Raw genomic sequence first — 11,769 nt, 5'->3', positions numbered from 1 at the left:
CCTCCTCCCTGTTGGGCCGCCGAGACAGGACGACCGAGCATGACCGACATCCCACCCCATCTCGACGACCGGGTCGAGCCGATCACCCTCCGCACCGGTTTCTTCTGGATACCGGGCGAGCAGATCCCCACCCCGCACGGCACCCTTCCGCGCGGACCGCTCTACGTCGAGTGGCTGGCCCCCGTGGAGGTCACCCGCCCCCACCCGCTCGTCCTGGTCCACGGTGGCGGCGGCCAGGGCACCGACTGGCTCGGCACCCCGGACGGCCGACCGGGCTGGGCCTACGACCTCGTACGCGCCGGATACGCGGTGTACGTCGTCGACCGACCCGGCCACGGCCGCTCCCCGCACCACCCGGACGGACTGGGGCCGGTGGCCCCGCCGCTGCCACTGGAGTTCGCGAGCTTCCTGTTCGCGCCCCCGGAAGCCGCCGGGTCCCACACCCAGTGGCCCTGGGACCGCACCTTCGACGGCCCCGAGTTCCAGCAGCTCACCTCGGCGATGGGCTTCTTCCTGGCCGACTTCGCCGAGGGCCAGCGACTGGACGGGGAGCGCGTCGCCGCCCTGCTGGACCGGATCGGCCCGGCGGTGCTCATCACCCACTCCGCCGGCAGCCCGGGCGGCTGGCTCGCCGCGAACCGGCGTCCCGACCTGGTCGAGGCCATCGTCGCGATCGAACCGATGGGACCGCCGTACGCCGACTTCCCCGGCCTCGGCGAGATCACCTACGGCCTGACGTACGCCGAGCTCACCACCGAGCCGGCCATCGACTCCCCCGACCGGCTGAAGGCCGACCCCGCGGGTCACCGCATCCCCGGCCTCAGCGGCACCCCCATCGCGGTCGTCACCGGCAGCGCGTCCGGCAGCGCCGCCCAGTCCCCGCCCCTGGTCGAGTTCCTGCGCACGGTGGGCGCGGACGCCGAACTGCTCCCGCTGGCCGACGCCGGCATCGTCGGCAACGGCCACGGGCTGATCCTGGAGGCCAACTCCGCCGAGACGGTCAAGCCGGTCATCGCCTGGCTGGACGGACTGGAGAGCGCACGATGACGACGCCCCCGCGGGAGCACACGGACCTGCCGGACGAGGCGGTGCACCGCCTGACCGAGGCGGTCGGTGCGGACGCCGTCCTGCTGACCGACGCCGAACGCGACACCTACCGCGATCCGTACTGGTTCCAGGGCGACCGCACCTACGACTCCTCCGCCGTCGTCTTCCCCACCTCCACCGACCAGGTGCGCGAGGTCGTACGGATCGCGAACGAGTACCGCATCCCCGTGTGGACCTCCTCCCAGGGCCGCAACAACGGCTACGGCGGCCCGTCGCCCCGCGTCCGAGGCTCCCTCCTGATCAGCTTCCGCCGGATGAACCGGGTCCTGGAGATCAACCGCGAACTGGCGTACGCCGTGGTCGAGCCCGGTGTGCGCTGGTTCGACCTGTACGAAGCACTGGAGGCGTCCGGCAACGGCGACCTGTGGTGCTCGATCCCCGACCTCGGCTGGGGCAGCGTCATCGGCAACTCCCTCGACAACGGCGTCACCTACGGCCCGAACGGCTCCGACTTCCAGAAACTGTGCGGGATGGAGGTGGTCCTCGCGGACGGGGAGCTGCTGCGCACCGGCATGGGAGCCATCCCCGACAACCCCTCCTGGCACGTCTACCAGCGCGGCCTCGGCCCGGTCCTCGACCCGCTGTTCCTCCAGTCCAACTACGGCGTCGTCACGCGCGCGGGCGTCTGGCTCCAGCGCCGCCCCGAGGCGTACGCGCCGCTGTACCTGACCGTCCCCCGGGACGACCAGCTCGCCCAGGCCGTCGACATCGTCCGCGAACTCCGCCTCGACGGAGTGATCCGGGGAGTGCCGAACCTCCAGAACACCATCACCATGGCCGCCCAATTCCCCGAACTCCTCGGTGAGTTCATGGGCGCCGAGGGACCGGCGAGCGAGGAGGCCCTGGACGGCCTCGCCGCCCGCACCGGCATCGGACGCTGGGGGCTGCGCACCGCGTTGTGGGGCGACGGGCCCGTCGTCGAACACCACCTGCGCCGCATCCGTGAGGCGTGGTCGGCCATCGACGGCTCGCGCGTCGACCACCACCGCACCTACCTGCGCCACGAGTGGGGCGAGTTGACCACCTTCATGGAGAAGGTCCAGGCCGGCATCCCGAGCATGGACCTGATGGAGGTCGTCCCCGAGTTCGTCGGCCACATCGGCTTCTCGCCGGTGGTCCCGCTCACCGGCGGCGAGGTGCGCCGCGTCGTGGACGTGATCCACCGGCTGGTCACCGACCGGGCCGGAACGAACTTCGTCTGCGCGATCTTCCCCATCAACGACCGCAGCGCCATCGTCGTCAGCAGCATCAGCTTCGACACACGCGACGAGCAGCAGGTACGCGCGGCGGTGGACACCGCGAAGATGCTGGTCAGCGAGGTGGGGGCGCTCGGATACGGCGAGTACCGCGCCCACCTGGACTTCATGGACCTCGCGGCCGACCAGTACTCCTTCAACGACCACGCCTACCGCCGCTTCGTCGAGCGGATCAAGGACGCGGTCGACCCGAACGGAATCCTGTCCCCGGGCCGGCACGGCGTCTGGCCCGCCTCCTACCGAAAGGCCCTCACGTGACCGTGATCGAGGAGGTGAGCGGACTCGTCGCCGTCGTCACCGGCGGCGCGTCGGGCATCGGCAAGGGCATCGCCCAGCGGCTGGCCGAGCGCGGTGCCCAGGTGGTGATCGCCGACATCGAGGAGGACCCGCTGGAGGCCGCCGCCAAGGAGATCGGGGCGGTGGGGATACGTACCGATGTCACCGACGCGGCGAGCGTGCTGGCGCTGGCCAGGCAGGTCGTGGAGCGGTTCGGCAAGGTGCACCTGGTGTTCAACAACGCCGGGGTGGCCCCCGAGTCGCGCATCGCGGACATGACCCTCGGGGACTGGAAGTGGATCCTCGACGTCAACCTCGACGGTGTCATCCACGGCGTCCACGCCTTCCTGCCGCTGCTGAAACGGCACGGAGAGCCGGCGTACCTCGTGAACACGTCCTCCATGGGCGGCTTCGTCGCCGACATGCCCGGTCTTGGGGCGTACGCCACGACGAAGTTCGCGATCACGGGCCTCACCGAGGCGCTCGCGCACGAACTGGAGCGGGAGGGCTCGAACGTGGGCGCCGCCGTGCTCGCGCCGGGCACCGTCCGCAGCAACATCGCCCGGTCCCTGCGCACCAGGCCCGCGGGGGCGCCGAGCAGCGCCTTCGTCCAGAACGACATCTCCGACGACCCGGAACTCGCCAAGCTGCGCTGGCTGGAACCGGTGGAGGTGGGCGACATCGTGCTGGCCGGCCTGGCCCGCGGCGAGACCCACATCGTCACGCACCCCGAGTGGTACCCCATGGTCGCCGAACGCGCGGCCGCGATCGACGCGGCGTTCCGACGCGGGGCCGCCGCACGAGAGGAGAAGCCTGATGACGAATGACGACACCGCGCCGGTACATGGACACCTGCTGCCGCCGGACGTGTCGGCCGAGGACTTCTCCCGAGCACTGAAGTCGCTGGCGCTGATCGTCGGGGAAGAGCATGTGCTGAGCTCACCCGATGACCTGGCCGAGTTCCGTGACCCCTACTCCTTCGACGGGCGGGACACGTTCGTGCCCTCCGCGGTGGTCTTCCCCGGAACGGTGGAAGAGGTCCAGGCAGTCGTCCGGGTCGCGAACGAGTTGCGGATCCCGCTGTGGACGGTCTCCCAGGGCAGGAACAACGGCTACGGCGGTGCCGCACCCCGCGTCGGTGGCTCGGTGGTGGTGAGCCTGCGGCGGATGAACCGGGTGCTGGAGGTCAACGACGAACTCGGCTACGCCGTCGTCGAGCCCGGCGTGCGGTTCTCCGACCTCTACGAGCATCTGCGGGCCGGCGGCCATCGGCTGATGGTCTCCACACCGGACCTGGGCTGGGGGAGCGTGATCGGCAACGCGCTCGACCACGGGGTCGGGTACGGCGTGTACGGGGACCACGCCGCCGGCGCCTGCGGGATGGAGGTCGTCCTGCCGGACGGGGACCTCCTGCGGACCGGTCAGGGCGCGATGACCGATTCGAAGGCCTGGCATGTGCACCGTCGGGCCTTCGGACCGTCCGTCAGCGACCTGTTCATGCAGTCCAACTTCGGGATCGTGACGAAGATGGGCGTCTGGCTCCTGCCGACGCCGGAGTGCACCCTGGTGGGCACGGCCGGTGTGCCCCGCGAGGAGGATCTCGAGCCCTTCGTCGAGATCCTGCGGCAGCTGATGCTGGACCGGATCATCGACGGCGTGCCGACCGTCGCCAGCGCGCTCTCCGTCGCCTGGCTGATCGCACCGCGGTCGAACTGGTATCAGGGCGAGGGGCCGGTCCCCGACCACGTGGTCGACGAGATCGGCCGCAACCTCGGGACCGGCCGCTGGACCGTGCGCTTCTCGCTGTACGGCCCGAGATCCGTGGTCGACGCGAAGTTCGCCGTCATCAAGCAGGCCTTCGCCCGGATCGACGGGGCCGACGTCACCGGCACGACCTACCCCGGTGACGCCGGAGCGGACGTCGTCGCACCGCCCCACCAGGTACCCGCGGGCATCCCCAACCTGGACATGCTGGAATCCGTGAAGTGGTGGGGGTCTCAGGGTGGTCACGTCGGGTTCTCGCCCGTCCTCCCCCTGATCGGCTCCGTGGTGCGCGAGCAGCGCGAGCGGGCCAGGCGCGTCGTGGAGAAATACGGGTTCGACCAGATCGGCGGCCTCCTCCTCACTCCGCGCAGCGCCCAGGACGTCACGATGTTCCTGTACGACCTGACGAACCAGGAGCAGGTCACGGCCGCCTACGCGGCCTGCCGGGAGCTGATCGTCGAGACGGCGAAGGCCGGGTTCGGCGAGTACCGGGCGCATCTCGACGTGATGGACCTGGTCACCGACCAGTACGACTTCAACGACCACGCCATGCGCCGCTTCACGGAGAAGCTCAAGGACGCGATCGATCCGGCCGGCATCCTCGCGCCGGGCAAGCAGGGCATCTGGCCGGCTGCCCACCGGCCCGCCCGCTGAACCTGAAGAGGGAGGACATGCGAGTGGGGCCCCGGCTCAGCCGGGGCCCCACTCGCATGTCCGTCGTCGTCTCAGCCGCGATCCGCCAGGTGGCGGAGGTTCTCCGGCCAGATCCCGTGCCGGCCCGGCGACAGGATCCCGTTCGGATCCACCGCGTCCTTGATCGTCTCGCAGAAGCGGCGGTAGGCGTGGTCGTTGAAGGAGTACTGCGCGGACGCCAGATCCATGAAGTCCAGGTGCGCGCGGTACTCGCCGTACCCGCGCCGCCCCGCCTCCGCCACGAGCACCTTCAGCGCGTCGTAGGCCCGACGGCACTGCTCCGCGTCCCGGTAGTCGTAGTTGAGCCCGGTGACGTACAGCGCCGTCCGCTCATTGATGATCAGCAGCCCGCCGGCGACATTGACCCCGACCTGCTCCCGCACGATCCGGTCGAAGAGGTCGACGACCTCCCGCACATCACTGCCGACCAGGGGAATCGCGGGGGAGAAGCCGATGTGGGCGACGCCCTCCGGAATGGCGTCGAGCAGTTCGAGCCCGGGCAGACCCCCCTGGCACTTGTCGGGGATCGAACGGATCTCGTCGTACTCCTGTGGCCCGTACGTCCGCTCGAAGAGCACCTGGCCGCCGGGAACCTCGCTCCACGCCGTCCGGATCTTCGCCAACTGGTGCTCCACGACGGGGCCGTCCCCCCACAGTGCCCCGCGCAGCGCCCACCGGCCGAGCCCGGTGGCGTCGGCCATCTCGTCCAGGGTCTCCTCGCTGAAGGCGCCGTCGGCACCCGCGAAGCGGCCCATCACGTCGGGGAACTGGGCCGCCAGCGTCACGGTGTTGTACATGCTCGGCACCCCGCGCAGCGTGCCGTCGAGGCGGAGCCGGCGGATGATGTCGACGGCCTGCTCCAGGTGCTCGTCCCGCGGCACCGTCAGGAAGAACGGGGCGTACGCCTCCGGGCGCGGCATCAGCCAGTAGCCCATCCGCGTCACGATGCCGAAGTTGGACTGCACGAACAGGCCGTCGAGCACCGGTCCGAGGCCGCGCTTGTAGGTGTGCCAGGACTTGTTGTCCGGGATGGCACCCATCCCCGTACGCAGCAACTCGCCGTTGGCCAAGACGACTTCCATCCCGCACGGGGCCATGAAGTCGGCGCCGTAGGGCTGGTAGGTGATCCCGCAGTCGAGGGAGTTGCCGATGACGCTGCCCCAGCCGAGGTCGGGGACGGTCACCATCAGATCCTCGTTGCCGGACTCCTTCAGCGCGTCGTACAGGTCGAACCAGCGCACACCGGGCTCGACCACCGCGTACGCCAGGTCGCGGTTGATCTCCAGGACGCGGTTCATCCGGGTCAGGCTGACCACGACGGTCGCCTTCAGGCGGGGCGAGGAGCCGCCGTAGCCGTAGTTGCGGCCCTGCGAGGAGGTCCAGATCGGCACCCCGAACTCGTTCGCGATCCGGACCACCGCCTGCACCTCCTCGGCGCTGCGCGGCAGCAGGACGGCGGCGGGGTCGTAGGTGTCGTCGTCGCGGTGCCAGTACTTGTCGCGGTACTGCTCGTGGAAGCGGCCCTCACCGAGGACGACACCGTCCTCGCCGAGCACGTCGACGAAGCGTCGCAGTGCCTTGTCGGTGAGGTAGGTGCCGTCTCCGACGGCGTCGGTGTTCGTGTCGGTGCTCATCGCGCGGCCTCCACGACGGCCCCCGCGGGCGCCCAGGTCACCGCGGCCTCCTCCAGCACCGAGCGCATCGAGCGCGGCGCCCGCCCGGCCAGCGTCTGGACAGTGTCACTGAGGGAGGACATGTGCCCGAGGCGGATCGCGCGACTGAACGACACCATGTCGTCGCTGTTCCACGGGATGGGGGAGGCGGCGATCGCCTCGGCGTCGTACTCGCGGGGCACGCCCATGGAGTCGAAGATGGCGTACTGGTCCTCGTCGCTGATCGGCACGTACGTGACTTCGGTGCCGCTGATCTCCGAGATCATCGCGCATACTTGACGGTACGTCAGCTTCTCCGGGCCGGTGACCTCGTAGGCCCGGTCGTCCTCGCCGCGACCGAGCAGCGCGCCGACGGCGGCGGCCGCGCAGTCGTCCCTCGACACGAAGCCGACGGTGCCCTCGCCCCAGGCGCCGACCATCTGCCCCATGGCGACCGCGCCGGGCGCGATGAAGTAGGCGACCGCCTGCGCGTACTGGGAGTCGCGCAGAGTGTTCCAGCGCAGTCCCGACTCGCGCAGCATGGCCTCGGTCGCGCGGTGCTCGGTACAGACGACGGCGTCGTTCTCCTCGACGCCGGCGCCGACGATCGACGTGTACGCGAGGTACTGGACACCGGCGCGCCGGGCCGCCTCGATGGCGTTGCGGTGGAACCCGATCCGTGAACCGACCTGGGCGGTGGAGACGAGCAGCATCCGCTCCGCACCCGCGAAGGCCGCATCGAGGCTGTCAGGCTCGGCGAAGTCGGCGTACCGCACGTGGACGCCACGGTCGGCGAAGGACTGGAGCTTGCCGGGCGCCCGCGTCGTCAGGATGACCTGGTCGGCGGGGACCGACTCCAGCAGCAGCTCCGCTGCGGTCTGGGCCAGCCCTCCGCTGGCACCGGTGATGAGGTACACGTGCACTCCTTTGGTGCTCGCCGACCCGGCCCGCCCGGGTGGTGCTCGCCAACCGTACTCTTTGTATGACGAGACGACAATCAGGCCCGGGGTGCGGATATTTCCTGCGGATCCCCCTGGTCCGCGCGTCGGGCGTCGCGTCGGACAGCGAACAAATTCGAGGCGATTCGCCTCTGGACGCCGGTTTCGGCCACGCGCTACCGTCTGCCTCGCCCAGAAACATTGTATGACCAGACGACAGTCATTCGATCTGGATACGTCTGGGTCTCCTCTGGAATCAGTCACCCAAGTCAGGAGGGGTCAGTGCCGACCCACCCGCTCACAGCCGAGCCGGAAGCCGTGCTGGCGGTCGACGGCCTACGGAAGCACTTCGGTCCGACGGTCGCCCTCCAGGACGCCGCCCTCCGCCTGTTCCCGGGCGAGGTGCACGCCCTCGTGGGGGAGAACGGCTCGGGGAAGAGCACGCTGGTCAAGATCCTCAGCGGGGTGCACCACCCCGACACCGGCTCCATGACGGTCGGCGGCCGCCCCTTCGCCCCGCGCACCCCGGCTCAGGCACTGCGCGCGGGCATCGACACGGTGTTCCAGGAGGTGCTCGGCGTCGAGAACCGGTCCGTCCTGGACAACCTGTGGCTCGGCGCGGACCGCCTGCTGCGCCCCGTGACCCGGGATGCCGGCCGCCGTGCCGAGGCGGCGGAGATCCTCGCCGCGCTGCTCGTCACGCCGCCCGACCTTGACGCCCCCTTCGGCTCGCTCCAGCTCAGCGACCGTCAGGCCTGCGGCATCGCCCGGTCGCTGCTGCGGGACCCCAAGGTGCTGATCCTCGACGAGGCGACCTCCGCCCTCGACCACGACACCCGCACCCGCCTGTTCGCCCTGGTGAGACAGCGGGCGGCGCTGGGCATGAGCATCGTCCTCATCACCCACCGGATGGACGAGATCCGGGAGATCGCCGACCGCGTCACCGTTCTCCGGTCGGGCCGCACGGTGGGCACCCTAGGCGCGGACTGGGAGCACGACGAGATGATCCGGCTGATGTCGGGTGGCGCGCACCTGGCGCAGGACACGGCCCGCGCGGTCCCCGACGCCACCGCCACCGACTCGGCCACCGCCCCCGATTCGGCCACTGCCCCCGATTCCGCCACCGCCCTCGACTCGGCCACCTCCACGGATTCCGCCACCGAGGCACGCCCGGTCGTCCTGAAGGTCACCGGCTCACGCCTGCGGCCGGGCGGCGAGCCGTGCCGGGCGCGGCTGCGCCGGGGCGAGATCGTCGGGCTGGCCGGCCTGGAGGGCCACGGCCAGGACGACTTCCTCCGCCTCCTCGTGGGGCACGGCGACACCGACGGCGTCGTACGGATCGAGGGAGACCGGGAGGACCGGGTGACCGACCCCCGCAGGGCGCGGGACCTGGGCATCGCGTACGTGGCACGGGACCGGCGCGGGGAGTCGATCCTGCCGTGGATGTCCATCCTGGACAACTTCGCCGTCGCCACCGCCGAACAGGACGTCAGGAAAGGGCTGCTGTCCGAGCACGCCGCCGAGACGCGGTTCCGCCACTACGTGGAGCGGCTCGGCATCAGGTTCGGCCGTACGTCGGACGCGATCACCACGCTGAGCGGCGGCAACCAGCAGAAGGTCGTCATCGCCCGCTGGCTGGCCGCCGACCCCGACATCCTGCTGCTCAACGACCCGACGAGGGGAATCGACGTGGGAGCCAAACGCGATCTCTACCGGCTGCTGCGCGAGTTGGCCGGGCAGGGGCTGACCGTCGTCATGCTGTCCTCGGAGGTCGACGAGCACGTCGAGCTGATGGACCGCGTGCTGGTGTTCCGGGAAGGTTCGCTCGCCACGGCACTCACCCGGGGAGAGCTGAACAGGGAACGGCTCGTCGACGCCTTCTTCGGCGGAGTGGCGGTGTCCGCATGAGCACCGTCGACCACGCCTCGCACACCTCCGCCCACCAGCCCGACCGTCCCGCCCAGCACGCCGCCCCTGCCCCCCGGCGCACGCTCAGGTCCCTGTTCGCCCGCCACACCTACCTCTTCGCGGTCCTCCTGGCGGCCACGCTCCTCATCGCCAACATCGCCCTGCAACCCCGCTTCGGAGCCACCTCCCAACTGGCCGCCGTGGCCCCGCTCGGCATCGCCGCCATGGCGAGCGTGCCCTCGATCATGAGCGGACGCGGCGGCATCGACCTGTCGGTCAGCCCGCTGATGACGCTGAGCGCCCTGCTCTACGCGACCCAGCTCCAGCCGGCCGGCCTCGGCGGGTACGTCGCCCTGCCCCTCCTCGTGGCGGCGGGCGCGCTGGTCGGAACCCTCACCGGTCTGCTCATCGTCGTGGGCCGACTCCAGCCCATCGTCGTCACCCTCGCGATGTTCTTCGTCCTCACCGGCGTCGACCTCAAACTGTCGCCCAGCCCCACCACCGTCTCCGGCTCCTGGATGGCCGGCTTCGCGGGGTCGATGGGACCGGTCCCGGGCGGCCTCGTCGCGCTGGCCGTCCCCGCCGCCCTCTGGCTGCTGATCACCAGGCTGACGACGTACGGCAGCCTGCTGCGCTCCGTGGGCGGCAACGACGTCACGGCGTTCACCAGCGGAGTGCCCGTCGGCGCGGTGCGCGTCCTCGCCTACTCCCTGGGCGGCGCCATGGCGGCGGTGGGTGGCCTGGTCCTCATCGGGCTGGCGTCCACGGCCGAGGCCGGCACCAGCACCTCCTACACGCTCATCGCGATCGCCGCTGTCTCCCTCGGCGGCATCCCCCTGCAGGGCGGGGGCGGCGGAATCGCCAACGCGCTCGCCGGCGCCGCCGCCATCTACCTGTTGCAGAGCCTGCTCGGAGTGCTCCAGGTGCCGCAGACCTGGCTCCAGGTGATCTACGGCGTCCTGCTCATCGGCGCGGTGCTCTTCGGTGCCGTCGCGGCACGAGAACTGAAGGAAGGGCGATGATGACCACGCAGCAAGGCTCGCTCGACACGGCCCCCCTGCACGGAGGCGGCCTCGGCGACGGCCAGGGCGCGCCCGTCGGCGACAGCCCGGCACCGGTGGCCGCCCCCGGTCCCTCGGCCGGACAGCGGCTCCTCTCCCTCCAGCGACGGTTCCCGCTCGTCCAGCTCCTGCTCACCGTGGCCGTTCTCGCCTGGGGCGCGGCCGTCATGCCGGGGTTTCTCGAACCGACGAGCATGCGTTCGGTCCTGGTGCTCTGCGCGCTCACCGGCCTCGCCTCGATCGGCCAGACCCTCGTCGTGCTGATCAGGGGGATCGACCTGTCCCTCGCCGGGTTCATCGTGGCCGGCGCGGTCACCGTCACCCAGTTCGGCGACATCCCCGGAGTGCCGCTGCCCGTCATGCTCGCCGTCGCCGTCGCCTGCGGCGCCGCCATGGGCGGTCTCGTCGGCTACCTGTGCCACCGCTTCCACATCCACCCGATCATCGTCACCCTCGCCGCGGGCTCGATCGCCGTCGGCGTGACCTCCGTCCTCAGCGGTGGCGGCACCGGAGCGGGCGCCCCCGGCTGGGTGAGCCGGCTCAGCGCCCCCACGGCGTCGACCCTCGGTCTCCCCGTGCCCCCCGTGGTCATCGTCTGGGCACTCGCGATCGCCGTCGTCTCCGTGGTGCTGCACCGCACCCGACCCGGCCGGCGACTGCTGGCCACCGGCGCGAGTCCGGTGGCCGCGGACCTCGCCCACATCAGCACCCGCAAGGTCTGGGTCACGGTGTACGCCGTCGCGGCGGCCCTCGCGATCCTCGCCGGCGTCGTCCTGGCGGGCTTCGCGGGGAACGTCGACAACCGGCTGGGCAACCCCTACCTGTTCCAGAGCATCGCCGCGGTCGTCCTCGGCGGTACGGCGTTCGGCGGTCCCGGGAGCTACACCCGCACCACCGTCGGCGTCCTGCTGCTCACCGCGGTCTCCACCGTGCTCGTCGGACTGGGCTTCCAGGAAGCCGACCAGCAGATCCTCAACGGCGTCGTGATCCTCGCCGCGATGGCGGTCTACGGCCGCGAGCGCAGGCTCCGCGACCAGGTCTGACGTCTCTCCCCTTTACCCCTTCTCCCCGTCTCCTCTTCTCCCTCCCTTCCCCTTCTCCCTCCGCCTCCTCT

Annotated in this window: 9 protein-coding genes; 7 read left to right on the top strand and 2 right to left on the bottom strand. The window is 70.9% G+C overall.

Annotated elements, in window-relative coordinates; translation table 11 throughout:
- The first annotated feature begins 39 nt into the window (after positions 1 to 39).
- Genes L3078_RS06230 through L3078_RS06215 form a run of 4 tightly spaced genes read left to right on the top strand, consistent with a single transcriptional unit; the run spans position 40 to position 5,057 of the window.
- Positions 40 to 1,047 carry an alpha/beta fold hydrolase gene (locus tag L3078_RS06230; protein ID WP_239751668.1) on the top strand — a complete coding sequence of 336 codons (1,008 nt, stop codon included), beginning with the start codon at positions 40 to 42 and terminating at the stop codon, positions 1,045 to 1,047.
- On the top strand, positions 1,044 to 2,621 hold the full coding sequence (locus L3078_RS06225) for an FAD-binding oxidoreductase (RefSeq protein ID WP_239751665.1): 1,578 nt from the start codon (positions 1,044 to 1,046) through the stop codon (positions 2,619 to 2,621). Before L3078_RS06230 ends, L3078_RS06225 begins: the two co-directional genes overlap by 4 nt.
- A complete protein-coding gene (locus L3078_RS06220) occupies positions 2,618 to 3,466 on the top strand; it encodes an SDR family NAD(P)-dependent oxidoreductase (RefSeq protein ID WP_239751663.1) in 849 nt (282 codons plus the stop codon). The genes L3078_RS06225 and L3078_RS06220 overlap by 4 nt, the downstream gene beginning before the upstream one ends.
- The gene (locus L3078_RS06215; protein ID WP_239751660.1) at positions 3,456 to 5,057 is read left to right on the top strand and encodes an FAD-binding oxidoreductase; all 1,602 of its coding nucleotides are present in this window, start codon (positions 3,456 to 3,458) and stop codon (positions 5,055 to 5,057) included. The genes L3078_RS06220 and L3078_RS06215 overlap by 11 nt, the downstream gene beginning before the upstream one ends.
- A 71-nt stretch (positions 5,058 to 5,128) precedes the next feature.
- Here L3078_RS06215 and L3078_RS06210 read toward each other — a convergent pair whose 3' ends face one another.
- Together L3078_RS06210 and L3078_RS06205 are read right to left on the bottom strand one after the other, a co-directional pair.
- Entirely contained in the window at positions 5,129 to 6,730 is a 1,602-nt protein-coding gene (locus tag L3078_RS06210) for an FAD-binding oxidoreductase (RefSeq protein ID WP_239751659.1), read from the bottom strand.
- The gene (locus L3078_RS06205) at positions 6,727 to 7,665 is read right to left on the bottom strand and encodes an NAD(P)H-binding protein (protein ID WP_239751657.1); all 939 of its coding nucleotides are present in this window, start codon (positions 7,663 to 7,665) and stop codon (positions 6,727 to 6,729) included. Before L3078_RS06205 ends, L3078_RS06210 begins: the two co-directional genes overlap by 4 nt.
- A 303-nt stretch (positions 7,666 to 7,968) precedes the next feature.
- On the opposite strand from L3078_RS06205, the gene L3078_RS06200 reads away from it, so the two are divergent.
- From L3078_RS06200 to L3078_RS06190, 3 genes are read left to right on the top strand one after another with little or no spacing between them, the layout of a single operon-like run.
- The gene (locus L3078_RS06200) at positions 7,969 to 9,594 is read left to right on the top strand and encodes a sugar ABC transporter ATP-binding protein (protein WP_239751655.1); all 1,626 of its coding nucleotides are present in this window, start codon (positions 7,969 to 7,971) and stop codon (positions 9,592 to 9,594) included.
- The gene (locus tag L3078_RS06195) at positions 9,591 to 10,616 is read left to right on the top strand and encodes an ABC transporter permease (protein WP_239751653.1); all 1,026 of its coding nucleotides are present in this window, start codon (positions 9,591 to 9,593) and stop codon (positions 10,614 to 10,616) included. The genes L3078_RS06200 and L3078_RS06195 overlap by 4 nt, the downstream gene beginning before the upstream one ends.
- Positions 10,616 to 11,698, top strand: a complete 1,083-nt coding sequence (locus tag L3078_RS06190) for an ABC transporter permease (protein ID WP_239751651.1) — start codon at positions 10,616 to 10,618, stop codon at positions 11,696 to 11,698. The genes L3078_RS06195 and L3078_RS06190 overlap by 1 nt, the downstream gene beginning before the upstream one ends.
- Positions 11,699 to 11,769: the final 71 nt, after the last annotated feature.

The organism is Streptomyces deccanensis (assembly GCF_022385335.1).
GTDB classification, from domain to species: Bacteria; Actinomycetota; Actinomycetes; order Streptomycetales; family Streptomycetaceae; genus Streptomyces; species Streptomyces deccanensis.
Note: the sequence above shows the minus strand (reverse complement) of the source record. Positions and strands in the feature narration are given on the sequence as shown.